The sequence below is a fragment of the Streptomyces sp. NPDC018026 genome (assembly GCF_044327745.1).
Classification (GTDB): Bacteria; Actinomycetota; Actinomycetes; order Streptomycetales; family Streptomycetaceae; genus Streptomyces; species Streptomyces rubrogriseus.
The window spans coordinates 118,264-141,599 of the sequence record NZ_JBIRFY010000017.1 but is presented as its reverse complement, the minus strand read 5'-3'; the positions used below and the strand labels follow the sequence as shown (position 1 = coordinate 141,599).

Annotated in this window: 20 protein-coding genes and 1 pseudogene; 9 read left to right on the top strand and 12 right to left on the bottom strand. The window is 70.1% G+C overall.

Features of this window, described 5'->3' with window-relative positions:
- Window positions 1-17: 17 nt before the first annotated feature.
- Together ACH4D3_RS36000 and ACH4D3_RS35995 are read left to right on the top strand one after the other, a co-directional pair.
- Entirely contained in the window at window positions 18-491 is a 474-nt protein-coding gene (locus ACH4D3_RS36000) for an SseB family protein (RefSeq protein ID WP_398331371.1), read from the top strand.
- 122 nt (window positions 492-613) lie between these two features.
- Window positions 614-1,591: a pirin family protein gene (locus ACH4D3_RS35995; RefSeq protein WP_398331368.1), complete on the top strand. Its 978-nt coding sequence runs from the start codon at window positions 614-616 to the stop codon at window positions 1,589-1,591.
- A 181-nt stretch (window positions 1,592-1,772) separates the two neighbouring features.
- Here the strand turns inward: ACH4D3_RS35995 and ACH4D3_RS35990 are convergent, their stop codons facing one another.
- The 4 genes from ACH4D3_RS35990 to ACH4D3_RS35975 all read right to left on the bottom strand — a co-directional run bounded on the left by ACH4D3_RS35990 (window position 1,773) and on the right by ACH4D3_RS35975 (window position 4,426).
- Entirely contained in the window at window positions 1,773-2,393 is a 621-nt protein-coding gene (locus tag ACH4D3_RS35990; RefSeq protein WP_398331365.1) for a DUF5753 domain-containing protein, read from the bottom strand.
- 103 nt (window positions 2,394-2,496) lie between these two features.
- Window positions 2,497-2,850: an ASCH domain-containing protein gene (locus ACH4D3_RS35985; RefSeq protein ID WP_398331362.1), complete on the bottom strand. Its 354-nt coding sequence runs from the start codon at window positions 2,848-2,850 to the stop codon at window positions 2,497-2,499.
- Window positions 2,847-3,962, bottom strand: coding sequence for a hypothetical protein (locus tag ACH4D3_RS35980; protein WP_398331359.1), 1,116 nt, complete (start codon window positions 3,960-3,962; stop codon window positions 2,847-2,849). The genes ACH4D3_RS35985 and ACH4D3_RS35980 overlap by 4 nt, the downstream gene beginning before the upstream one ends.
- Window positions 3,959-4,426, bottom strand: coding sequence for an ATP-binding protein (locus ACH4D3_RS35975; RefSeq protein WP_398331356.1), 468 nt, complete (start codon window positions 4,424-4,426; stop codon window positions 3,959-3,961). The genes ACH4D3_RS35980 and ACH4D3_RS35975 overlap by 4 nt, the downstream gene beginning before the upstream one ends.
- Before the next feature lie 104 nt (window positions 4,427-4,530).
- Between ACH4D3_RS35975 and ACH4D3_RS35970 the strand changes: the two genes are divergently transcribed.
- Both ACH4D3_RS35970 and ACH4D3_RS35965 read left to right on the top strand, forming a co-directional pair.
- Window positions 4,531-5,868 (top strand): helix-turn-helix domain-containing protein, encoded by a 1,338-nt coding sequence (locus ACH4D3_RS35970; protein WP_398331353.1) that lies wholly within the window; start codon window positions 4,531-4,533, stop codon window positions 5,866-5,868.
- Window positions 5,865-6,683, top strand: a complete 819-nt coding sequence (locus ACH4D3_RS35965; RefSeq protein ID WP_398331350.1) for a class I SAM-dependent methyltransferase — start codon at window positions 5,865-5,867, stop codon at window positions 6,681-6,683. Before ACH4D3_RS35970 ends, ACH4D3_RS35965 begins: the two co-directional genes overlap by 4 nt.
- 38 nt (window positions 6,684-6,721) lie before the next feature.
- Here ACH4D3_RS35965 and ACH4D3_RS35960 read toward each other — a convergent pair.
- Window positions 6,722-6,998, bottom strand: a pseudogene (locus ACH4D3_RS35960) (mobilization protein); the annotation flags it as partial.
- 254 nt (window positions 6,999-7,252) lie between these two features.
- On the bottom strand, window positions 7,253-9,031 hold the full coding sequence (locus ACH4D3_RS35955) for a recombinase family protein (RefSeq protein ID WP_398331347.1): 1,779 nt from the start codon (window positions 9,029-9,031) through the stop codon (window positions 7,253-7,255).
- A 21-nt stretch (window positions 9,032-9,052) separates the two neighbouring features.
- Between ACH4D3_RS35955 and ACH4D3_RS35950 the strand changes: the two genes are divergently transcribed.
- Complete coding sequence (locus tag ACH4D3_RS35950) at window positions 9,053-9,832, top strand: pirin family protein (protein ID WP_398331345.1); 780 nt, start codon at window positions 9,053-9,055, stop codon at window positions 9,830-9,832.
- A gap of 69 nt (window positions 9,833-9,901) precedes the next feature.
- A complete protein-coding gene (locus tag ACH4D3_RS35945; protein WP_398331342.1) occupies window positions 9,902-10,993 on the top strand; it encodes an AI-2E family transporter in 1,092 nt (363 codons plus the stop codon).
- On the opposite strand, the gene ACH4D3_RS35940 is transcribed toward ACH4D3_RS35945, so the two are convergent.
- The gene (locus tag ACH4D3_RS35940; protein WP_398331339.1) at window positions 10,918-13,089 is read right to left on the bottom strand and encodes a SpoIIE family protein phosphatase; all 2,172 of its coding nucleotides are present in this window, start codon (window positions 13,087-13,089) and stop codon (window positions 10,918-10,920) included. The two genes, ACH4D3_RS35945 and ACH4D3_RS35940, sit on opposite strands and share 76 nt — an antisense overlap.
- A gap of 195 nt (window positions 13,090-13,284) precedes the next feature.
- Here ACH4D3_RS35940 and aspS point away from each other — a divergent pair, with 195 nt between their 5' ends.
- Both aspS and ACH4D3_RS35930 read left to right on the top strand, forming a co-directional pair.
- Window positions 13,285-15,048, top strand: a complete 1,764-nt coding sequence (gene aspS, locus ACH4D3_RS35935) for an aspartate--tRNA ligase (RefSeq protein WP_398331336.1) — start codon at window positions 13,285-13,287, stop codon at window positions 15,046-15,048.
- A 56-nt stretch (window positions 15,049-15,104) separates the two neighbouring features.
- A complete protein-coding gene (locus ACH4D3_RS35930) occupies window positions 15,105-15,878 on the top strand; it encodes a glycosyltransferase family 2 protein (RefSeq protein WP_382815929.1) in 774 nt (257 codons plus the stop codon).
- A gap of 12 nt (window positions 15,879-15,890) precedes the next feature.
- Here ACH4D3_RS35930 and ACH4D3_RS35925 read toward each other — a convergent pair whose 3' ends face one another.
- The 3 genes from ACH4D3_RS35925 to ACH4D3_RS35915 form a co-directional block, all read right to left on the bottom strand.
- Entirely contained in the window at window positions 15,891-16,256 is a 366-nt protein-coding gene (locus ACH4D3_RS35925; protein ID WP_398331333.1) for a PH domain-containing protein, read from the bottom strand.
- A gap of 100 nt (window positions 16,257-16,356) precedes the next feature.
- Window positions 16,357-17,973: a methionine--tRNA ligase gene (gene metG, locus ACH4D3_RS35920; protein ID WP_398331330.1), complete on the bottom strand. Its 1,617-nt coding sequence runs from the start codon at window positions 17,971-17,973 to the stop codon at window positions 16,357-16,359.
- 114 nt (window positions 17,974-18,087) lie between these two features.
- Window positions 18,088-19,497: a VWA domain-containing protein gene (locus ACH4D3_RS35915; RefSeq protein ID WP_398331327.1), complete on the bottom strand. Its 1,410-nt coding sequence runs from the start codon at window positions 19,495-19,497 to the stop codon at window positions 18,088-18,090.
- Between the two features lie 263 nt (window positions 19,498-19,760).
- On the opposite strand from ACH4D3_RS35915, the gene ACH4D3_RS35910 reads away from it, so the two are divergent.
- Window positions 19,761-21,839: a PhoX family protein gene (locus tag ACH4D3_RS35910; protein WP_398331324.1), complete on the top strand. Its 2,079-nt coding sequence runs from the start codon at window positions 19,761-19,763 to the stop codon at window positions 21,837-21,839.
- A 28-nt stretch (window positions 21,840-21,867) separates the two neighbouring features.
- Here ACH4D3_RS35910 and ACH4D3_RS35905 read toward each other — a convergent pair whose 3' ends face one another.
- Complete coding sequence (locus ACH4D3_RS35905) at window positions 21,868-22,884, bottom strand: endonuclease/exonuclease/phosphatase family protein (RefSeq protein ID WP_398331321.1); 1,017 nt, start codon at window positions 22,882-22,884, stop codon at window positions 21,868-21,870.
- A 35-nt stretch (window positions 22,885-22,919) separates the two neighbouring features.
- Window positions 22,920-23,291: an ADP-ribosylation/crystallin J1 gene (locus ACH4D3_RS35900; protein ID WP_387062160.1), complete on the bottom strand. Its 372-nt coding sequence runs from the start codon at window positions 23,289-23,291 to the stop codon at window positions 22,920-22,922.
- Window positions 23,292-23,336 lie beyond the last annotated feature (45 nt).

Below are 23,336 nucleotides of genomic sequence, written 5' to 3'. Positions count from 1 at the left end.
TCGTTACTCTGTGCTGCATGTACGGCTACGACCAGACCGCGGGCCAACAGCAGCAGCAGTACGCTCCGCCCCCGCAGCAGCCGATGGGCGGCGGCGGGTACGGGCAGCAGCCGCCGCTGTACCCCGAGCCGTCCCCGCCCTCGCTCGCGGACGCGGTGCGCGCCTTCACCACCGGCCAGATGTCCGCCGAGGACTTCCAGCAGATCTTCGCGACCTCGAAGGTCTACTGCCCGCGCGGCGACAACCCCGGCTTCCTCGCGCTGCACAACACCCAGCAGCCGGTGATCCCGATGTTCACCGGCCTGAAGGAGCTGCGCCGGTACGCGGGCAAGGAGTCGAAGTACTTCGTGATCACCGGCGCGGAGGTGATCGACCTGCTGCCGACCGGCTACGGCTTCGTCCTGGACATGGAGGGCGAGCACCGGATGGTCTTCGACGCGAAAGCCGTCGAACAGATGGTCGATTTCGCCATGCGGCGCATGTACGGATAGACGCCGCAGCGCCTGGATGTCCGCGAGCCCGGAGGGAATGCCCTCCGGGCTTTCGTGGTTCCAGGTGGCAAGAAGTTCAACGCTCAACTAAAGTGGGGCGTACGCCGCCCGAGGAGGTCGACATGCCTGCCGTGACCGTCGAGAACCCGCTGACGCTGCCCCGCGTATCCGCGCCCGCCGACGCCGCCGCACGCCCCGTGCTCACCGTCACGACCGCGCCCAGCGGTTTCGAGGGCGAGGGATTCCCGGTGCGCCGCGCGTTCGCCGGGATCAACTACCGCCATCTCGACCCGTTCATCATGATGGACCAGATGGGTGAGGTGGAGTATCAGCCCGGGGAGCCGAAAGGGACTCCGTGGCACCCGCACCGCGGCTTCGAGACCGTCACCTACATCGTCGACGGGATCTTCGACCACCAGGACTCCAACGGTGGTGGCGGCACCATCACCAACGGCGACACCCAGTGGATGACGGCGGGCTCGGGCCTGCTGCACATCGAGGCGCCGCCGGAGCAGCTGGTCATGTCCGGCGGGCTGTTCCACGGGCTCCAGCTGTGGGTGAACCTGCCGGCCAAGGACAAGATGATGGCCCCCAGGTACCAGGACATCCGCAGCGGCTCCGTCCAGCTGCTCACCTCTCCCGACGGCGGCGCGCTGCTGCGCGTCATCGCCGGTGAGCTGGACGGCCACGACGGCCCCGGCATCACGCACACGCCGATCACGATGGTGCACGCCACCCTGGCGCCGGGCGCCGAGGTCACCCTGCCCTGGCGGGAGGACTTCAACGGCCTCGCGTACGTCATGGCCGGGCGCGGGTCGGTGGGCGTGGAGCGGCGTCCGGTGCACCTCGGGCAGACCGCGGTCTTCGGCGCCGGGGGCTCGCTGACCGTCCGCGCGGACGAGAAGCAGGACTCGCACACCCCGGACCTGGAGGTCGTGCTGCTCGGCGGCCGGCCGATCCGGGAGCCGATGGCCCACTACGGCCCCTTCGTGATGAACACCAAGGACGAGCTGATGCAGGCCTTCGAGGACTTCCAGAAGGGTCGTCTGGGGACCGTCCCGGCGGTGCACGGGATGTCCGGCGAGGGCCCCGGCGCCTGACCGCGCGTCACCCGGGCGGGCCGTCCACGCAGGACCCTACGAGGGGCCGGTCGGCGACCTGAGGCGATGAGTGTGTAGGTCGCGGACCTGGCCCGTTCTGGATCGCTGGCGATCGGGTGCGACGGTCTCTACTGGGTGTCCTGCCCACTGCTGCGGGGCGCCGCGCCGTGTAGGGATCGACCTACTCGTGGAGTGGGGCGTTGGCCCAGAAGGAATGGGCCTTCCTCAGGAACTCCTCGGCGGCGTCGCCGTATGATGCCGCGTTGCTCAGCGCCGCGAAGGCTTTGTTGTAGAGGTCGAGTTCGCTCTGTTCCGTGATGTCCACGGAGGAGGAGACGAGTTCGACGTGGGCACGGTCGCCATGGCCGTAGATGTTGAACGCGTGGACGGGGAACAGGTCCACCCGTGCGGTGGAGGGAAGGATCCCGAGGGTGAGCGATGACAGGCCGAGCTCGCGCAGGAGGCGTTCGATCTGTTCTCGCATCACTCCGGGCCCACCGACGTTCGTGTAGAGAGCCTGCTCCCCGAGGACGACGTCGTAGTGGTGTTCGCCGTCGTACAGCACTTGCTGTCGCTGCATGCGCTTGGCCACGCCCGCCGGTACGTCGTTCGGGATGCCGAGGAAGTCGACGACCTGGCCGAGGATTACGGTGGCGTACGCCTTGGTCTGGAGCGTGCCCCAGATCATCGTGGGCACGTATGCCTTGCCCTCGCGCGTGCTCTGATACCAGCGCACCACGTCGTCCTGAGTCGCTTCTGTGCCGGTGGACAGACGATCCGTCCAGGGGACTGAACTGGTCACCGCATCTTCTCCTCCGTGGTGCCGCCGGGGCGGCTTCGATGGGCGTTGCCGTTTCGGTCGGAGGATGGCTCCGAGTGTCCGATCTTGTAAGGCCGAGAATCGGTCAGGTCGTGCGTTTCATTTGGATGGCGAGGGCTCCGAGGGCTTCCTTCTCGGGCCCGTAAATGGTGCGGATGTTGGCGAGTTGCTGCTCGCGGGTGGTCGTCGGGTTGACGTTGGACGCGCCCTCGCCGTCGAGGAGGGCCTCGAAGTCGGGGTACTCGGTGACACGGAGGACCTCGACGTCGCAGGTCTCGTCGGTGTTCTTGATGCGGAAGCGGATGGTGTCGCCGATGTCGAGGTCCGCGAGGTGCGGGTACTTGACCCGCACCTCGATGGTCTTGGAGCCCGCGGCGACGAGCTCGAAGTACTGGCGGTAGAGGTTGAGCTCGCGGACGCGTGTGGTGCGGTCGGTCATCGGGAGGGAACACTCCTTGGGGACGGTGTGGTGATCAGGCGGCCGATTTCGGCGGCCGAGTACGAGCGGAAGAAGTGGCGGGGGTCGGAGAGCAAGGTCTCGGCCATGGCGAGCAGTTGGTCGGCGTACTCGGTGACGGTGCCGGGCCACTGCCGGGTGTCGAGCATCCAAGGGGCAGCGCCTTCGGGCAAGGGGGCACGGCCTTCTCGTACGAGGGATTTCGACAGCTTGGCGCCGGTGTCGGTGACGACCTGGGGGCAGAACAGGCGGGCCGGGAGCTGGGTGCGCGTGAGGCCCACGGCTTGGAGGGCTTCGTCGACGAGGTGGGAGCCGAAGACCCAGTCGCCGCCCTTGACCATGACGTGCAGCGTGCCGTTGGGACTCGGCAGGGCGAGTTCCTTGACCAGGTTGCGGTACAGGGTGGCCAGGTCCAGGTACGCGCCAGCGGTGGGCGTGATCGGGGCCTCGTACGGGCCGTGGTGAAGGCAGACGGCGGAGACTACCGCTGACTCGGGCCCGGTGAGGGAGCCCCGGGTGCGTTCGGCATGCTTCTCCGCCCAGCCGCAGTCGGGGTGCGGGCAGGGGACACGGAGGTGTGGGGTGCCGGTGGAGGGGGCGAGCCACCAGCGGGCGGCGTCGATGCGGGGAAGGAGTCGGAGCCAGGTGCGGCGGTAGTGCTCGCCGGCCTGTTGCTGGGTATATGTCTCGATGTGGTGCGGGATGCCTAGGCTTCGAGACAGGGCAGTGAAGAGGGGCTGGTAGAGGGCGGTGACGAGGTCACGCAGGCCCTGCCCGCTGAGTGCCTGGGCGTAGGCGCGCTGGTAGCTGTGTCCAGTGGTCGGGTCGGTCGCCAGCTCGTACGGTGCGTTGTCGAGGGCGCTGAAGAGCACCTCGGTGGGGAGGCCGAAGCGGTCGCGCAGGCGGGCGGCCATAGCGAAGGCCAGGGACTGCACGAGCGAGGTGCCGATGTGCGGGGCGCCGTTGATCTGGGTGCCGACGACCAACACGATGCGCTCGGGCGAGGCGGCCAGGATGCGCGGAGTCAGTACGTCCTCGGCGCGGTGGAGGGCGTTGGCGAGGACGGTGTTCGGCGAGACAGGGTGCGTGGTCATGAGGTGCCCCCCTGGGGTCCGGTGTTGCGGTCGAATGCGGCCCAGACGCACTTTCCGGGGCCTGTCCGCTCCTTCACGCCCCAGCTGTCCGCCGTAGCCGAGACGATCAGCAGGCCACGGCCGTCGGGGGCGGACTCTCCGGGATCGCGTCGAATCGGGCTGTCGTCACCGGCGTCGTGGACCTCGATGCGCAGTTGGTCATCGAGGAAGCCGACACGCACGAGGACGAGGTGTCCCACGGGTGCTCCATGAAGCACGGCATTCGTGACGAGCTCCGAGGCGCACAATCGCATGTCGTCGAGGCGACTGGTCTCACCCCATTCGGTCAGCGTGGCGACGACGAAGTTGCGAGCGGTACGCGGTGTGGTCCTGCGGCGGGGGAAGAACATGGTGCGGTGCCGGCCCGTGGCCGGAAGGAGATCCGGTGTGGCGTCGGTTGCCTCGTTGGTGGGTCTGCTTGCCATGGTCAACAGCAAAGCGACTTAATTCATTTGGGTCGGGAGCCAGCACGGGGGCCAAAGTGGGGGCCACTATGGGGGCCAGAGGTCACGTGTTCCAGGGGGACGGCATGGGCGACACCGGAATCGGCACCCTGCTCGTCCGGCTGCGCACCGCGCGCGGCTGGAGCCAGCAGAGGGTCGCCGACGAGTACAACGCCATGGAGGGGCGCTCCGCGAAGACCGGCAAGGAGATCGGGCGGTACGAGCGCGAAGCACGGATTCCGGTTCCGTACGCCCGGAAGCACCTGGCGTGTGTCTTCAACGTCGATGTCGCCCAGCTCGACCGGGCTGTGGCAGTCAGCAAGGGCAGGCGGGACGGGGTCGCCGCTGACGAGGACGAGATCAGACTGCCCGCTTTGTCGCCTGGGGCTTCTCGGACCTGCGGGGCTCCGCTGTCGGAGGATGCAGCGCGGTCGGCGGAGTTCGCTCGGTTCATCGCGCAGCGCAATGTCGACGAGCTCGTCGTCGAGCAGTTGGAGGCGGATGTCGGTCGGCTCGCGCGGACCTACGTCAGTCACCCGTTGATGGAGCAGTATGTCGAGATCAAGCGGTTACGGGACGGGGCGTTCGAGCTGCTGCGCGGACGGCAACGCCCCCGGCAGACCGCCGACCTCTGTCTCTCTGCCTCTCGTCTCTGCGGCCTGTCCGCTCATGTCTGCCTGGATCTCGGCGACTACGATTCGGCTGCCACGCATGCCCGTACCGCACGGGCCTGTGCCGAGGCGGCCGGACATGAGGGGATGCTGGCCTGGGTGCGGGCCGTGGAGTCACTGATCTCGTATTGGACCGGACAGTACGAGCGGGCGGCCCAGCTCGCTCAGGTCGGTCGTCAGCACAGGGAGGGCGGCAGCATCGGGGCACGGCTGGCGAGCCTGGAGGCGCGGGCGCTGGCCATAGTCGGCGACTCGGCGGGAGCGCTCGCCGCCCTGTCGGATGCCGAACGATCTCGTGAGACGATCTCGGGTCGGGACGAGGCACTGGGAGTCTTCGACTTCCCTGCGGCCAAGCAGTTCGCGTACGCGGGAACGACCCTTCTGGCCCTAGGCGGACAGGAACAGGTCCAACGGGCGATCGTCAGCGCGGAGACGGCGGTCCGCCTCTATCGCAGCGCGGACGGAGATGACCAGTCGGTCGGTGACCTGTTCGCCGCGCACCTCGACCTCGCCAGCGGGCACCTGCTCCTGGGCGACCTGGACGGCACGGAAAAGATGCTCGGCTTCGTTCTCCAGTCCTCGCCGGAGCGCATGTCGGCCAGCATCGTGCGCCGGCTCACCGTTCTCGGGCGCAAGCTGGGAGGGCCACAGTACGGTGGAGCCGCGCAGACAGTGCACCTGCGTGACCGGCTCCAGCACACGGTCGTCCGCGCGTCCTTACCTCCCGCCCATCCTCCGGAGTTGCCGACGTGACCGACTTGTCCGCCGCCCACGACGCCGCTGTGACCGACCGGGCCCGCCTGGCGGGCAGTGCCTACAACGGAGACCGAGACCTGGCCGCCCGGCAGTCGCTCTACCAGTGGCAGACGCCTCGGTACGACCTACCGGGCCTCGTCGTCGAGCAGTTGGGCAACGTACGCGGGCGCGTCGTCGACATCGGTTGCGGCAACGGCAAGTTCATCCAGCGGCTCCGTCAGGACCGTGGGGACCTGTTCTCGCTCGGCCTCGACATCGCCCCCGGCATCCTCGCCGACGTCCCCGGCCCCGTCGCCGTGGCGGATGCCACGAGGCTTCCGCTCGCGGCGGGCAGCGTCGACGCCGCCCTTGCGCTCCACATGCTCTACCACGTGCCCGACATCCCCCAGTCGGTCAGGGAACTGTCCAGGATCGTGGCCGCTGACGGGCTGATGATCGCCTCCACCAACAGCGACCGCGACAAGGCCGAACTCGACGACCTCTGGCAGCGGGCCGCCGGCGACGTCCTCGGCATCGACCGGGGCCCGGCTCGTATCTCGCTCAGCGCTCGCTTCTCCCTGGAAAAGGCGCCCGCCTTCCTCAGCGAGGAGTTCGGCCGCGTGGAGGTCGTCGAACTGCCGGGAACCATCACTGTCCACGACCCCGAGCCTGTGGTTGCCCATCTGGCTTCGTACCGTGCCTGGGCGGACCAGCACGACGTGCCCTTCGACGCGACTGTCGACCGCGCCCGCACGTTGGTGGCCGACCACATCGCCCAGCACGGGGCGTACGAGATCACCTGCCTCGGTGGCCTTCTTGTCTGCTGTCGCTGAGAGCTGGCGCGCTATCGGTGACGACCTCGCACCGTGGGCTACTTGCTCATCGGGATGGGTGTGGGCGCGGTAGTGAGCGTGCTCCTTATGCGAGCGGCTTGCATCCGCCGGTTCGGTTGAGCGGTGATGCGTCAGTTGAGGACCTCGGAGGGATACTCGGGCGCTATCGGGTTCCCTCTGGGTGCCCACTTCAATCAGTAGGCGTCGACGGTTTTGGCCGGCGAGGATCCGGTCGGCATGTTCGGGGAGGGCCGCGCGAACGTCCTGCTCATAGTGGCGGGCGGCTGTGGTTGCGGTGGTGGCGAGCGGTGCGCGGGTGGATGCACTCACTCGCGGTTTTGCGGTGCCGACGACACGGGCCGGAGCACACCGTTAGTCGGCGAAGTGACAGAAGGGCTGGGCGAGGGTTTGTGCAAGAGACGGCTCCTGATGGATTGGGGCAGGGGCGCCGGAGCCGCGACGTGGCTGCCCGACGCCCACGAGGACACCGTCGTGCTCCGGGGAATCGCCGGTTCTCCTAGCTGGCGATGTGGGTGTAACACCCCTGCTCGTCTCGGGTCAGCAGCAGGTCAGACCGCTTCCGCCAACGCCTCGCTCTGCTGCGATTCGTAGGCCTCTGTACCATCGCCCTCAGCCTGTTCCGGTTGTACGAACTCGACCGTCGCCCGCTTCTCGACGGGCGTCGACCTTCCCGCGCCGGTCGACTTGGTAACCGTGACCCGGCGCACGAACAACTTGACGAAGTCCCGGCGCTCCTGGGTCGTAGCGGCCTCCCACCACGAACCCTCGCCCACCGGATCGACATCCCCCGCACTCAGGGGCAGCCACAGGTGGATCGGGAGCGTCGGCGCAGACGCCTCTTCCAACTCGGTGAGACGGGTCTCCGCCCGCTCCATACGGCCGAGGAGCCGTTCCCTGCGCTCCTGGAACCGGCGTCGTCCGACGGGGTCGTCGTAGTCGCCGGCCTCTTCCCTGTCGTACAGCTCCTCCAGCGCGTGCTTGGCATCGGCGCGTTCGGTGACGAGACTGCGGCGTTCGCCCACGATCTCCGGCTGTTCTGTCTGCGCCGCGTACCGACGGGCGGCCTCGGCGAGGATGACCGCCGTCTCGGGGTCGTCCTCGGACGTTTGGATGAGGGCGAAGATCCGCCGGGCGACGTACAGGTCCAGGGTCTGCATGCTGATCGTGCACTCGCCCTCGTGCTGGCCCGGCAGCGCTTTCCGACGGCGGCAGCGGTACGCGGCCTTGTAGGGAGTGGTCGCACGGTGCGACGTCATCACCGCACCGCAGTCGCAGAAGAGGACGTCCATGGCGGAGAGGACGGCGTGTCCGCGCGACAGGCCCTTGCCTTGGCCCCTGCCATCGAGCCACTTCTGCAGCTCATGCCAATCGTCCGGCGAAATGATCGGCCGGTACGCTTGGAGCGGCTTCATGGTCTCGGGGTCGCGCTCGATGCGGTAGCTCTCGATGGTGCTCGTCAGCTTGCCGTCCTCCCGGCGCTTGTACACCGGGGTCGCCGCGTAGCCCGCGATGCGAGGGTCGCGGAGGATGCGCATAGCCGTCTTCGGATCCCAGATGCTGTCCTTCGTCTTCTTGCCGACCCGCTGCCCCTTCGTCGGGACTCCATCGGCGGTCATCTGGGCGCAGATGCCCGTGAGAGAGCCCGGGTGCCGACGGCCACCTCCCGGCTGGTACGGCATGTCCTTGTGCTCCTTGATCCGCGCCCACATGTCCCGGATCACCGGCACCTCGTCGGGATCGTGCTCCAGGACGTGAATCACGACGGGCCTACCGTCGGCCGTCGTTCGTGTCGCGGGGACCATGCGGAAGCCGTACGGCGGCTTGCCGCCCACATAGCCACCGAGTTCGCGGGCCGTCTTCTTCGCGCCCCGCACCGCGTCGCTCTTGTTCTTGCTCTCGCTGTGGGCCGCGTCCAGGCGCAGGATCAGATGGATCAGGTCCATCAGGTTGCCCTTGCGGAACTCGCCCTCGGTGAGGCTGACGATCGTCACGCCGAGGTTGAGCAACTCCGTGACGATGGGGATGGCGTCCAGCGGATCCATCCGTGACAGGCGGCTGATGTAGTAGACGATGATCAGGTTGATCCGGCCCTCGTGGCAGTCCTTGAGCAGCCGGTCGAAGTCCGGGCGGCCGTCGCCCGTGAACGCGGATATGCCGAGGTCCTCGTACTCGGTGATGCTGACGGCCCCGCGCCGCTTCGCCTCGGCCACACCCGCAGCGCGCTGTGTGACCGTGCTGACCTCGGACTTGTTGGCGCGCCCCACGGACTGACGCCCATAGACACCTGCATGGATGTCCATGCCGGTCACCACCCCTGGTCTGATCATGGGGGGACTCTAGCGGATTTTTTGGCCCCCCAACTGGTTTCACCCAAGGATGCCCCGTGGCACCCGCACCGCGGCTTCGAGACCGTCACCTACATCGTCGACGGGATCTTCGACCACCAGGACTCCAACGGTGGTGGCGGCACCATCACCAACGGCGACACCCAGTGGATGACGGCGGGCTCGGGCCTGCTGCACATCGAGGCGCCGCCGGAGCAGCTGGTCATGTCCGGCGGGCTGTTCCACGGGCTCCAGCTGTGGGTGAACCTGCCGGCCAAGGACAAGATGATGGCCCCCAGGTACCAGGACATCCGCAGCGGCTCCGTCCAGCTGCTCACCTCTCCCGACGGCGGCGCGCTGCTGCGCGTCATCGCCGGTGAGCTGGACGGCCACGACGGCCCCGGCATCACGCACACGCCGATCACGATGGTGCACGCCACGCTGGCGCCGGGCGCCGAGGTCACCCTGCCCTGGCGGGAGGACTTCAACGGCCTCGCGTACGTCATGGCCGGGCGCGGGTCGGTGGGCGTGGAGCGGCGTCCGGTGCACCTCGGGCAGACCGCGGTCTTCGGCGCCGGGGGCTCGCTGACCGTCCGCGCGGACGAGAAGCAGGACTCGCACACCCCGGACCTGGAGGTCGTGCTGCTCGGCGGCCGGCCGATCCGGGAGCCGATGGCCCACTACGGCCCCTTCGTGATGAACACCAAGGACGAGCTGATGCAGGCCTTCGAGGACTTCCAGAAGGGTCGTCTGGGGACCGTCCCGGCGGTGCACGGCATGTCCGGCGAGGGCCCCGGGGCCTGACGGCGAGCGCGTCACCCGGGCGGGCCGTCCACGCAGGACAGCCCGCCCGGTGCGTGATCGGGTGGGAGCGTGCAGCTGCTCCCCGGTCCGGTGCGCCGGTTCGCCGCCTGGTGCGCCGTCGTCCTGCTCGCCAGCGGTGTCGTCTACGTCGCGATCCGGCTCTGCGTCGAGTTCCGCACCGCGGTGACTCCGGCGCTGCTCGCGCTGCTCGGCACCGCGCTGCTCAGGCCGCTGCACGCGCGGCTGGTGAAGGCCCGTGTGCAGCGGTCGCTGGCCGCCGGGCTGACCTGTGCGGCCGTGCTGGCCGTGGTCGGCGGGGCGGTGTACATCGTGGTCTCCGCGCTCGTCGAGACCGGCGACCAGATCGTCACCTCGCTGCGGGACGCGGCGCGGGACATCGCTGACCACTTCGGTGCGGCGGGCACCTCGCTGGACGACGTGGCCTCCAACGCCCGCGAGCTGCTGGGCAAGTTCGGCGGTACGGCCGCCTCCGGCGTGGTGACCGGGATCAGCGTGGTCGGCGAGATGATGGCCATGGCCGTGCTCGCCCTGCTGCTCGTCTTCTTCTTCCTGCGCGACTCCGACCGCGCCGTCACCACGGTGCGCGCCCTCGCCCCGCCCGGCGGTGCCGACACGGTCGAGGCCATGGCCCGGCGGGCCTTCGGGGCCGTCGAGGGCTTCATGCGGGGGACGACGCTGATCGCCCTCATCGACGCGTTCTGCATCACCGTCGGCCTGCTCGTCCTGCGCGTCCCCGGCGCGGTCGGCCTCGGGGCGCTGGTCTTCGTCGGCGCCTACATCCCCTATCTCGGGGCGTTCCTGTCCGGGGCCGTCGCCGTGCTGGTGGCGCTCGCCGACCGGGGGTTCGTCATCGCGCTGTGGGCCCTCGGCGTGGTGCTGGCCGTGCAGGTGCTGGAGGGGCACGTGCTCCAGCCGATGATCCAGAGCCGCACCGTCCAGATGCACCCGGCCGTCGTGCTGCTGGCGCTCACCGCGGGCGCGTCGGTGGCGGGCATCCTGGGGATGCTCCTCGCCGTGCCGCTGACCGCCGCGGCGTTCGGGATCGTCCACGAACTCCAGGGGCGTTACGGGGCATCCGGGGCTGGGGCATCCGGGCCGGACGCGGGACCGGCGCCGTCGGCCGGGGCCGCGGACTCGTAGAGCTCGTACCAGATGCTCTTGCCCTCGCCGCGCGGGGCGACGCCCCACGCGTCCGCGAGCAGCTCGACCAGCATCAGCCCGCGTCCGGAGGACGCCATCTCGCCCGGCCTGCGTTTGTGCGGCAGGTCGTCGCCGTTGTCGGTGACCTCCACCCGGATCCGCCGCTCGCCCGGCTCCCCGGCCACCTCGGCGACGAGCAGCGCGTCGGTGTCGGTGTGGACCAGGACGTTCGTCAGCATCTCGGAGAGCAGGAGTACCGCCGCATCGCGCTGCTCCTCGCCCGGCCAGTCGTGCAGCAGGTCGCGCAGATGCTGCCGGGCGGTGGCGATCCGGGCCGGCTCGGCCTGGGCGACCGTCAGCATCGTGCGGCGCACCGGCGCCCGGATCGCGGTGGATTCGCCGCAACCGCAGCCCTCGCCCTGCCGGCACAGCAGCACCAGCGCGATGTCGTCCTCCCGGCGGTCGGACAGCGGGCCGACGGTGTGGTGCGAGGAGGGGCCGTGCACGGCCTGGACCAGCGCGTCGGCCAGCTCCTCCAGACCGCCTGCGTGCTCCTCCAGGATCACCCGCAGGCGGTGCCAGCCGCTCTGCAGATCGTGGCCGCCGGTCTCGACCAGGCCGTCCGTGCACAGCATCAGGGTGTCCCCGGGTTCCAGGGCGAGCCGCGTCGTCGGGTAGTCGGTGTCCGGGGCGATGCCCAGCGGCAGCCCGCCCGCCGTGGCGAGGATCAGCGCCGTCCCGTCCGCCATCCGCACCACCGGGTCCAGGTGCCCCGCGCGGGCGCTCTCCACGGTGCCGGTGGCGGGGTCGACCTCGGCGTAGTAGCAGGTCGCGAAGCGCAGGTCGCCGGGGTCGTCCTCGGCCGCGGCGAGTCCGTGGAAGAAGTGGGAGGCACGGGCGAGCACCGCGTCGGGACGGTGCCCCTCGGAGGCGTAGGCGCGCAGGGCGATGCGCAGCTGGCCCATCAGCCCGGCCGCCCGTACGTCGTGGCCCTGGACGTCGCCGATCACCAGGGCGAAGCGGCCCCCGGGCAGCGGGATCATGTCGTACCAGTCGCCGCCGACCTGGAGGCCGCCGCCGGTGGGGACGTAGCGGGCGGCGATGTCCATGCCGGGGATCTCCGGGCCGAGCATGGGCAGCATCGAGCGTTGCAGCCCCTCGGTCAGCTCCCGCTGGTTCTCCGCGGCACCGGCCCGGGACAGGGCCTGGGCGAGCATCCGGGCCACCGTGGTCAGCACCGAGCGCTCGTCCGGCGTGAACGCGACCGGGTAGGCGAAGGCGGCCATCCAGGCGCCCATCGTGCGGCCCGCCACGGTCAGCGGCAGATAGGCCCAGGAGCGGCGGCCGAAGCGCTCGGCGAGCGACCACGTCATGGGATAGCGGGACCGGTACTGCTGCGGGGAGGAGAGGTAGACCGCGCGGCCGGTGCGGACCACCTCGGCGGCCGGGTAGTCGGTCACCAGGGACATGTCCACGAACGGGTTGGCCTCGTCGTCCGGCTGCCCGTGGTGCCCGATCACGGTGAGGCGGTCCCCCGAGACCCCGAACACCGCGAGCCCGTCCGGGGAGAACCCCGGCATCGACAGCCCCGCCGCGACCCGCAGCACCTCCTCGGTGGACCGCGCCTCGGCCAGTGCCCGGCCCGCGTCCAGCAGGAAGGCCTCCCGCGAGCGCCGCCACTCGCCGGTGACCGCGCTGCGCCCCGCGGGGGTCCCCGGCCTCGGCTCGGCGACCTCCTGAAGGGTGCCGGTCAGCACGTAAGCCTTGCGCTCGGGGTCGAAGGAGGGCTTGGAGCGGCTGCGTACGACCCGGACGACATGGCCGTGCTCGTCCATGATCCGGATCCGGACCTCGGCGAGCGTGCCCTCGGCGACGGCGAGCTGGACCACCCCGGTGATCTCGTTCCAGTCGACCGGATGCAGCCGGGCCCGTACCTGCGCCTCGGTGAGGGTCGCCGGTTCGGCGGGCAGGCCGAGCAGGCGGGCGGCCTCTCCGTCCACCGTGACCTCACCCGTAGCGGTGTCCCAGTGCCACAGTCCGGTCGCGAGGGCGGCAAGGACGTCCCCCACCTCGGGCAGGGGCTCACCAGTGCGCATTGCCCCACTTTAAGAAGAGGTCGTCGCACGCTGCCACCGCTCGCGGGGACGCCGGAGCAAGCCGGGAGCGGGCCGGGAGCGGGCTCGTGACGGGTCAATCGGGAGGAAGGCAGCCGTGGCTGCCCGGTACGCTGGGGTTGTTTCACGTGAAACGCGAAACACCATCCCCGATCCGCGAAGGCTGGATGAACGACGATGCATCGGTACAGGTCCCACACCTGCGGCGAGCTCCGCTCCTCTGACGTCGGCACCGACGTCCGACTGAGTGGCTGGCTGCACAATCGGCGCGACCTGGGCGGCATCCTCTTCATCGATCTGCGCGATCACTACGGCATCACGCAGCTCGTCGCCCGTCCGGGCACCGAGGCGTACGAGGCGCTGGACAAGCTGACCAAGGAATCGACCGTTCGGGTCGACGGCAAGGTCGTCTCCCGCGGCGCCGACAACATCAACCCCGATCTGCCCACCGGCGAGGTCGAGGTCGAGGTGGGCGAGGTCGAGCTGCTCGGCGCCGCCCAGCCGCTGCCCTTCACCATCAACACCGAGGACGGGGTCAACGAGGAGCGGCGGCTCGAGTACCGCTTCCTGGACCTGCGCCGCGAGCGCATGCACCGCAACATCATGCTGCGCACGTCGGTCATCTCCTCGATCCGCAGCAAGATGGTCGCCCTCGGCTTCAACGAGATGGCGACGCCCATCCTCACCGCCACCTCGCCCGAGGGCGCCCGCGACTTCGTCGTGCCCTCCCGCCTGCACGCGGGCCGCTTCTACGCCCTCCCGCAGGCGCCGCAGCAGTTCAAGCAGCTGCTGATGATCTCGGGCTTCGACCGGTACTTCCAGATCGCGCCCTGCTTCCGCGACGAGGACGCCCGCGCCGACCGCTCGCCGGGCGAGTTCTACCAGCTCGACGTCGAGATGAGCTTCGTCGAGCAGGAGGACGTCTTCCGCCCGATCGAGCAGCTCATGACCGAGCTGTTCGAGGAGTTCGGCAACGGCCGCCACGTGACCTCGCCGTTCCCGCGGATCCCGTTCCGCGAGGCGATGCTGAAGTACGGCTCCGACAAGCCGGACCTGCGCGCCCAGCTGGAGCTGGTCGACATCACCGACGTCTTCGAGGGCTCGGAGTTCAAGGCCTTCGCCGGCAAGCACGTGCGCGCGCTGCCCGTCCCGGACGTCTCGGGCCAGCCCCGCAAGTTCTTCGACCAGCTCGGCGACTACGCCGTCTCGCAGGGTGCCAAGGGTCTGGCCTGGGTCCGCGTCGGCGAGGACGGCAAGCTGTCCGGCCCGATCGCGAAGTTCCTCACCGAGGAGAACGTCGCGGAGCTGACCAAGCGGCTCTCGCTGGCCCCCGGCCACGCGGTGTTCTTCGGCGCGGGCGAGTTCGACGAGGTCTCCAAGATCATGGGCGCGGTCCGCGTCGAGGCCGCCAAGCGCGCCGGCCACTTCGAGGAGAACGTCTTCCGCTTCTGCTGGATCGTCGACTTCCCGATGTACGAGAAGGACGAGGAGACGGGGAAGATCGACTTCTCCCACAACCCCTTCTCGATGCCGCAGGGCGGCATGGACGCCCTGGAGAACCAGGACCCGCTGGACATCCTCGCCTGGCAGTACGACATCGTCTGCAACGGCGTCGAGCTGTCCTCCGGCGCGATCCGGAACCATGAGCCGGAGATCATGCTCAAGGCCTTCGAGATCGCGGGCTACGACGCGGAGACCGTCGAGCGCGAGTTCGCCGGCATGCTGCGCGCCTTCCGCTTCGGCGCCCCGCCGCACGGCGGCATCGCCCCCGGCGTCGACCGCATCGTCATGCTGCTGGCCGACGAGCCCAACATCCGCGAGACCATCGCCTTCCCGCTCAACGGCAACGCCCAGGACCTGATGATGGGCGCCCCGACCGAGCTGGACGAGACCCGGCTGAGGGAACTGCACCTGACGGTGCGCAAGCCGCAGCCCAAGTAGTCCGCGGCGGCCGCCGGTCCTGATCTGCCGTTGCTGAACCACGAAGGAGAAGTGCTGTGCCCCTGGTGTCCGTCGTGATGCCCGTGTACAACTCGGCGGCCACCCTCGGCGCGGCCGTCCGGTCGGTGCTCACGCAGACGCACGGCGATCTGGAGCTGCTGGTCACCGACGACCAGTCCTCCGACGGCTCCATGGACCTGCTGCGCGAGTTCGCCGCCCAGGACGAGCGCGTCCTGCCCCGCTCCTCGCCGGAGCGGGGCGGCGCGGGCCGGGCCCGCAACCTCGCCATCGAGCGGGCCCGCGGGGACTACGTCGCCTTCCTCGACTCGGACGACATGTGGCTGCCGGAGAAGACCGAGAAGCAGCTCGCCTTCGCCGCGGAAGGCACCGCGCCCCTGACGTTCACCTCGTACTTCAAGATGGACGCCGACCACGACGGCGAGAGCACCGACTGGGTCCCCAACGGCCGGGTGATCCGCGCGCGGGGGCACGTGGACTACCGCGCGATGCTGGTCCAGGACCACATCGGTGCGCTCACCGCCATGTACGACCGCAACGTGCTGGGCACCAGGCTGATGCCGGAGATGCGCAAGCGCCAGGACTACGCCCTGTGGCTGTCGATCATGCGGGACGGCGCCGACGCCCGGGGGCTGGCCGAGCCGCTCGCGGTGTACAGGGCCCATCAGGCGGGATCGCTGTCCTCCAACAAGCTCTCGCTCGTGGAGTACAACTGGGCCCTGTACCGCGAGCACGAACACCTGTCGGTCCCGCGGGCGACGCGGGCACTGGCCGGCGCCGTGTGGCAGTCGCTGCGCAACTCGCGCATCTAGCGCGCGCGGAGCCTACCGGGCCACGAACTGGGTCAGGATCGCCTGGACCTCGTAGATGTCGACGCCCTTGGTGAAGGTCTTCTGGACGGGGGTCTGGGAGCCGGAGAGCCAGATCTTCAGTTCGGCGTCGAGGTCGAAGTGGCCGGCGGTCTCGACCGCGAAGTGCGTGATGCTGCGGTACGGGATCGAGTGGTACTCGGTCTTCTTGCCGGTGATGCCCTGCTTGTCGATCAGGATCAGCCGCCGGTCGGTGAACAGGATGGTGTCGCGGATCAGCAGGTAGGCCGCGTGGACCTGCTCGCCCTGGCCGAGCAGGCGCGCGTACTCCTGCTGCGCCTGGGCCGGGTCGATGCTGTGCGCGTTGCCGAACAGTGCCATGGATGTCCCCCACGTGAGCTGGCTGTTCGTCCGATCTTCGCAAAGCGCAGGGCCCGGGAGAAGCTTCCGCCTCTCCCGGGCCCCTGCTGTAGCGAGCGCGTTACGCGGTCGGCTTCTCCTCGAGACGCGGGAAGAGCACCGCGCCCTTGGTGACGGTCGCGCCGGCGGGCAGCCGGCCCCAGTCCGCCGCGTCCTGGACCTTCTGGTCCGCGAGGCCGCCGAGGGAGGGCTCGGCGCCGAGGGAGTCCCAGAGCTTCTGGGAGGTGTCCGGCATGATCGGGTTCAGCAGGACGGCCACGGCGCGGAGTGCTTCCGCGGCCGTGTAGAGGATCGTCGCCAGGCGGGCCTTGCCCTGCGGCGAATCGTCCTTCGCCACCTTCCAGGGCTCCTGCTCGGTGATGTAGCCGTTGACCTGCTTGACGAAGTCGAAGACCGCCAGGATGCCGCCCTGGAAGTCCAGCTCCTCGCCGATCTTCCGGTCCGCCTCCGTGACCGCCTTGGCCAGACCGTCGTGGATCGCCTGCTCCGCGTCGCCGTCGGCCGTCGCGGCCGGCAGCTCGCCGCCGAAGTACTTGTTGACCATGGCCGCCACGCGGGACGCCAGGTTGCCGTAGTCGTTGGCCAGCTCGCTGGTGTAGCGGGCGGAGAAGTCCTCCCAGGAGAACGAGCCGTCCTGGCCGAAGGCGATCGCGCGCAGGAAGTACCAGCGGTACGCGTCCACCCCGAAGTGCGTGGTGAGGTCCTGCGGCTTGATGCCGGTCAGGTTGGACTTCGACATCTTCTCGCCGCCGACCATCAGCCAGCCGTTCGCGGCGATCTTCCCGGGCAGGGGCAGGCCCTGCGCCATCAGCATCGCCGGCCAGATGATGGCGTGGAAGCGGAGGATGTCCTTGCCGACCAGGTGCACGTCGGCGGGGAACGTCGACTCGAACTTCTCCGGGTTCTCGTTGTACCCGACCGCCGTGGCGTAGTTCAGGAGGGCGTCGACCCACACGTAGATGACGTGCTTGTCGTCCCAGGGGACCGGGACGCCCCAGTCGAAGGTCGAGCGGGAGATGGAGAGGTCCTGCAGGCCCTGGCGGACGAAATTCACGACCTCGTTGCGCGCGGACTCGGGCTGGATGAAGCCCGGGTTGGCCTCGTAGTGGGCGAGCAGCTTCTCGCTGTACTCGCTCAGCTTGAAGAAGTAGTTCTCCTCGCTGAGGATCTCCACCGGCTTCTTGTGGATCGGGCACAGCTTCTGGCCCGCGTACTCGCCCTCGCCGTCGAGCAGCTCGCCGGGGAGCTTGTACTCCTCGCAGCCCACGCAGTACGGGCCCTCGTAGCCGCCCTTGTAGATCTCGCCCTTGTCGTACAGGTCCTGCACGAACTCCTGGACGCGGTCGGTGTGCCGCTTCTGCGTGGTGCGGATGAAATCGTCGTTCGCGATGTCGAGGTGCTCCCACAGGGGCTTCCAGGACTCCGTGACGAGCTTGTCGGCCCAGGCCTGCGGGGTGACCCCGTTCGCCTCGGCCGTGCGCATGATCTTCTGACCGTGCTCGTCCGTGCCGGTGAGGTACCACACCTTCTCACCGCGCTGGCGGTGCCAGCGGGTGAGCACGTCGCCTGCGACGGTCGTATAGGCGTGGCCCAGGTGAGGAGCGTCGTTGACGTAGTAGATGGGGGTCGAGACGTAGTACGCCTTCGCCCCCTGCTTCTCGGTTCCAGTGGCCGCCATGGTCGAAATCCTACTGGGCCCGGGGAGATCGGCTCACACGCGTTTCGGGGGGTGGACGGAGGGGTTCCCCTTGTCCACCCCCCGAGGGGTCGTGCGTACGGTCGTGCGGTCCGGTTACGGGCGCCAGGTGGCCAGTACGGCCTCGTACAGCTCCTTGTCGGTGAGCTCCTTCGGGGTCTCGCCGGCCAGGAAGTGGGAGGCGTTGCCCGTCTTGAGCTTGCGGAGGTAGTCGAAGGCCTTGTTCTCCGGGTCGCCGAAGGCGACGAAGGAGAAGTGGACGTTCGGGTGGTTCGCGGCGGCGTCCGTGAGGGCTTGGGTGGCGGGGGTCTTGGCGTCGGGGGCGCCGTCGGTCTGGAAGATCACCAGGGCGGGGGTACCGGGGGCCTCTTCCTTGGCGTGGTGGGCGAGGACGGCCGCTACGGCGGCGTGGTAGCTGGTTCGGCCCATGCGGCCGAGCACTGCGTGCAGCTCGTCGATCTTGTTCTCGTGGTCGGTGAGGGTCAGGTCGCCGGTGCCGTCCACCTCGGTGGAGAAGAAGGTGACGTGGACCGTGGCCTCGGGGTCGAGGTGTGCCGCGAGGGCGAGGGTCTGCTCGGCGAGGGCCTGGGCGGAGCCGTCCTTGTAGTACGGGCGCATGGAGGCGGAGCGGTCGAGGATCAGGTGGACCTTGGCGCGGGCGCCGGTGAGGTCGTGCTTCTTGAGGGCGGTGCCGGCTGCCTTGTAGGCGGTGGTGAGGCCGGGGGCGCGGGAGCGGAGCCTTGCGGGGGTTGTGGCGGGCCTTGACGCCTCGGCTTCGCCTTCGGCGTCCGTGCTCCCGCGGGGTGCCTCCGGCTGGGCGGCGGGGTGCGACGCCTCGGCTTCGCCGTCGGCGTCCGTGCTCCCACCCGCACCACCCGTGCCGGTTTCGTTGTCGGGTGCGGGTGGCCCCTGTGGGGCGTCCTCGCCGTCGGCGGCTGCGGGGTCGGGGGTGGCCTCCGGCTCCGCCTCGGCCTCCGGCTCCGCCTCGGCCTCCGGCTCCGCCTCGGCCTCCGGCTCCGCCTCGGCCTCCGGCTTCGCCTCGGGCTCAGGCTCGGGTTCCGCCTCGGCCTTCGCCTCGGCCTCCGGCTGCCGGTCGGACTTAGCCGCCGCCTCGGCCGTGGGCTCGGGCTCGGGTTCCGCCTCGGGCTTGGGCTTCGGCTCGGCTTCCGGCTTCGGCTCGGCCTCCGGCTTCGGCTCGGGCTCCGGGGTCGTCTCCGGGGTTGAGGGGGTGGCCGTTGGTGTGGGGACTGTGATGTTGGTGAAGGCGGCCTTGACGAGGTCGTGCTCGTCGGGGGTGGATTCCGAGCGGGGCTCGGGGATCTGGGAGGACTCCGGCTCGGTCGAGGTGGTCTCGGCCGGCTCCCGGGGTGCGGTGGGCTGGGACGGGAGCTTCGGCTCCGGCGCGGTGACCGGCGGTGCCGTCTCCTGCGTCGCACCCTCCGCCTGTGCGGTCCGTTCCTTGCGTGAGCGGCCGAACGCGTTCCGCAGGAGAGTGAGAATGCCCATGAGCGCAACCCTTCGAGTGAGTTGGTGCCGTCAATCCCTGGCCAGGACGGACACGTAAGGTTAGCGGTCCCGGCTTGTGATCATGTGCAGGGTCTGGCATGCGGGCGGCGACACGTCAAGGCCGGATCCGGTCGTCGCCGTAATTCCCCCACGGATTCCGCGGGTTCACCCGGCGTTCACCGCGACGCCCGGTCCCGGCACGTATGTGCACCTACGGTCACGCAGACACCAGGGCATACAGGGATTCTCAAGGGGAGAACACAGTGCGCAAGCTCCTGCCGTTGATCGGGACGCCGTCCGGTTCGCATCCTGGCGGCCGGTCCGCGATGACCTGCCGTTTCCGGTGTGGCGACGCCTGCTTCCACGAGGTGCCGAACACCAGCTCCAACGAGTACGTCGGCGACGTCATCGCCGGTGCGCTCAGCCGCCGTTCCATGATGCGGGCCGCCGCCGTCGTGACCGTCGCCGCCGCGGGCGCCGGGGCCGTCGGCGTGGCGGGGGCGCCGTCGGCGCAGGCCGCGCCCGCGGCCGGAAAGGGGCACGGGAGGCCCGCCAAGGCGTCCGGTGCGCGGGGGCTGCGGTTCACGCCCGTCGCGCCCAACACCGACGACGCCGTGACCGTTCCGGAGGGGTACCGGCAGGAGGTCGTCATCCGTTGGGGTGAACCCATTCTGCGCGGGGCGCCCGCCTTCGACCCGGAGAAGCAGAGCGCCGAGGCGCAGGCGGGGCAGTTCGGGTACAACAACGACTTCCTCGCGCTGCTGCCGCTGCGGGGCGAGCACGACCGGCAGCTCCTCGTCGCGAACCACGAGTACACCGACGAGGTGCTCATGTTCCGCGGCTACGACCCCGAGAACCCGACCCGTGAGCAGGTCGAGATCGCCTGGGCCGCGCACGGGCTGTCGGTCGTCGCCGTGGAGGAGGAGCGGAGGAGCGGGCGGCTGACGTCTGTGGCGCGGCATCGGCTCAATCGGCGGGTCACCGCCACCAGCGAGTTCCGGCTGACCGGCCCGGCGGCCGGGTCCGACCTGGTGCGGACCTCCGCCGACCGCAGCGGCCGCAAGGTGCTCGGCACCCTCAACAACTGCTCCGGCGGCACCACCCCGTGGGGCACCACGCTGCACGGCGAGGAGAACTTCAACCAGTACTTCGCCAACGCCTCCAGCGCCACCGACAAGCGGTACGGGATCGGGACCGGGGCCACCGAGCGCAAGTGGGAGCGGTTCGACAAGCGGTTCGACGTCGCCCAGGAGCCGAACGAGGTGCACCGGTTCGGGTACGTCGTGGAGCTGGACCCGTACGACCCGGAGTCGACGCCGCGCAAGCACACCGCGCTCGGCCGGTTCAAGCACGAGGCCGCGACCGTGCGGCTGACGCACGACGGGCGGCCGGTCGTCTACACCGGCGACGACGAGCGGTTCGACTACTTCTACAAGTTCGTCGGCAGCAAGCGGATGCGGCACGGCAACTCCCGCTGGGCGCGCGAGCACAACCTCTCGCTGCTCGACGAGGGGACGCTGTACGTCGCCAAGCTCCACGGCGACTCCCCGGCCATCGAGATCGACGGGACGGGGACGCTGCCGCGCGACGGCGAGTTCGACGGCGGTGGCGAGTGGATTCCGCTGGTGACCGCCACCGAGGACGGTGCCGTCTCGCACGTCGAGGGGATGAGCGCCGAAGAGGTGTGCGTCTTCACGCGGCTCGCCGGGGACAAGGTCGGCGCGACCAAGATGGACCGGCCCGAGGACATCGAGCCGTCGCCGACGACCGGCAAGGTGTACGTCGCCCTGACCAACAACTCCAACCGGGGCAAGGCCGGTTACGCGGGCCCCGACGAGGCCAACCCGCGCAACTCCAACAAGCACGGCCACGTCCTGGAGCTGACCGAGCGCTGGAACCGGGCCGACGCCACCCGCTTCGGGTGGTCGCTGTTCCTGGTCGCGGGTGACCCGGAGGACCCGGCGACCTACTTCGCGGGCTTCCCCAAGGACCGGGTCAGCCCGATCTCCTGCCCGGACAACGTCGCCTTCGACGACCACGGCAACCTGTGGATCTCCACCGACGGCAACGCGCTCGGCACCCACGACGGGCTCTTCGGCGTGGCGACCAGGGGCGACCGGCGCGGTGAACTGAAGCAGTTCCTGACCGTGCCGACCGGCGCGGAGACCTGCGGCCCGCTCGTCCAGGACCGGCGGGTGCTGGTCGCCGTGCAGCACCCGGGCGAGGTCGACGGCGCCTCGGTGGAGCAGCCGGCCAGCTCCTGGCCCGACGGGCCCGGGAAGATCGTGCGCCCGGCGGTCGTGGCGGTGTGGCGGGCGGACGGCCGCGACATCGGCGTCTGAGCCGGCCGGGCGGCAGAAGGGGAGGCGGTCAGCCGGCCGCCGCGTGCAGGGTCAGGTCGACGACCAGTGCGCGGTGATCGGTGCCGGCCAGGTCCAGGAACCGGGCGTCGCGCGCGGCGAACTCCCCGGAGACCAGGACGTGGTCGATCTGCGTGCCGAACACGGGAAGGGTCCTCGCGGGCCAGCTGGGCGTGCGGTCCTCGCCCGCGAGCCGGGCCGCGTCGCGCAGCCCCGTGTCCAGGATGCGGCGGAAGGCGGCGTGGTCCTGCGAGGCGTTGAAGTCGCCGGCCAGGACGGTGGGCGTCCCGCGGTCCCCGGCGGCGGCGTCGCGCAGGGCGTCCAGCTCCTCGCGCCACACGTCCACCCGGTCCGCCAGCGGCGGCATCGGGTGGGCGAGCCGGAGCCGTACGGCGTGGCCGCGTACGTCGGCGACGGCGGCGGGCATGCCCATGGTGCCGGGGACGGCGGGGGCGGCCTTCAGCGGGAAGGCGCTCAGGATCACGGAGCCCTTGGAGCCGTCGCCCTCGACGGCCCGCCGGTGCGGATAGCCGGCGGCCAGGTCCCGCCGCAGCGCCGCGTCGCACGTGAACTCGCACTCCTGTACGAACACGAGGTCCGGCTTCTCCCGGCGCACGGCGGCGATCAGCGCGCCGGTGCCCTGCCCGAACTCCACGTTGGAGGTCAGCACCCGGATTTCGGCGACGGGCGGTCCGGTGGGCTCCACGCTCTTGCCGTACGGCTCGATGAACCACGCGAGCAGCCCGAGCAGCGCGACGCCCCACACCGCGCCGGTCCACCATCGGGCGAGCAGCGTCAGCAGCAGCCCGGCGCCGGTCGGCACCAGCAGCCAGGGCAGGAAGGCGAGGAGCTGCGGTACGGGGGTGACGCCGTCGCTGTCGGCGGTCCGGCAGCCGACCACCACGCTGACCCCGGCGAACAGCAGCCCCGCGCACCAGCCCCCGAGGCGCCGTCCGGTGCGGCGGGGTCTGTGCCCGTCGTCGGCGTCCGTCCACGTGCCGTTCGCCGTGTCGGTCTCGGTGTCCAAGTCCCGGCCCTTCGCTCGCGGTGCGATGTCCGAATCTACGCCCGGGCGTGGAACTCCCGGACGACTTCGATGCGGCCCACGATGTGCCGGTTGAACTCCGCCAGTTCCTCCGCCGGGACCCACAGCTCCAGGATGGTCTCGCCGCCCGCCCGGCGTACGGGGTAGCGGGCCAGGAAGGCGGTGTCGGCCTCGAAACGGGTCACGTAGCCCGAGCCGGAGGCGGGGACGTTCCAGTCGCGGGCGATGCGGACGGCGTAGTCCTCGTTGAGGACCGGGTAGAAGATCGGCTGCTCGGGCAGGCGCGGCGGCCAGGCCGTCCAGCCGGAGGCCTCGACGAGCGCCAGCTCCTCGGGGCCGGTGGGCCGCCACAGGGTCGTCGTGCCGCTCTCGGTCCGCTGCTCGGTCATGGGCGGCGACGTTAGCCGCCCGGACGCGGTCCCCGCCAAGGGGTT

Bases quoted from the DNA above. Each gene is read 5' to 3' on its own strand.
- ACH4D3_RS36000 (WP_398331371.1), top strand. From the start codon at position 18: ATGTACGGCTACGACCAGACCGCGGGCCAACAGCAGCAGCAGTACGCT.
- ACH4D3_RS35995 (WP_398331368.1), top strand. From the start codon at position 614: ATGCCTGCCGTGACCGTCGAGAACCCGCTGACGCTGCCCCGCGTATCC.
- ACH4D3_RS35985 (WP_398331362.1), bottom strand. From the start codon at position 2,850: ATGACCGACCGCACCACACGCGTCCGCGAGCTCAACCTCTACCGCCAG.
- ACH4D3_RS35980 (WP_398331359.1), bottom strand. From the start codon at position 3,962: ATGACCACGCACCCTGTCTCGCCGAACACCGTCCTCGCCAACGCCCTC.
- ACH4D3_RS35975 (WP_398331356.1), bottom strand. From the start codon at position 4,426: ATGGCAAGCAGACCCACCAACGAGGCAACCGACGCCACACCGGATCTC.
- ACH4D3_RS35970 (WP_398331353.1), top strand. From the start codon at position 4,531: ATGGGCGACACCGGAATCGGCACCCTGCTCGTCCGGCTGCGCACCGCG.
- ACH4D3_RS35955 (WP_398331347.1), bottom strand. From the start codon at position 9,031: ATGATCAGACCAGGGGTGGTGACCGGCATGGACATCCATGCAGGTGTC.
- ACH4D3_RS35940 (WP_398331339.1), bottom strand. From the start codon at position 13,089: ATGCGCACTGGTGAGCCCCTGCCCGAGGTGGGGGACGTCCTTGCCGCC.
- aspS (WP_398331336.1), top strand. From the start codon at position 13,285: ATGCATCGGTACAGGTCCCACACCTGCGGCGAGCTCCGCTCCTCTGAC.
- ACH4D3_RS35925 (WP_398331333.1), bottom strand. From the start codon at position 16,256: ATGGCACTGTTCGGCAACGCGCACAGCATCGACCCGGCCCAGGCGCAG.
- metG (WP_398331330.1), bottom strand. From the start codon at position 17,973: ATGGCGGCCACTGGAACCGAGAAGCAGGGGGCGAAGGCGTACTACGTC.
- ACH4D3_RS35915 (WP_398331327.1), bottom strand. From the start codon at position 19,497: ATGGGCATTCTCACTCTCCTGCGGAACGCGTTCGGCCGCTCACGCAAG.
- ACH4D3_RS35900 (WP_387062160.1), bottom strand. From the start codon at position 23,291: ATGACCGAGCAGCGGACCGAGAGCGGCACGACGACCCTGTGGCGGCCC.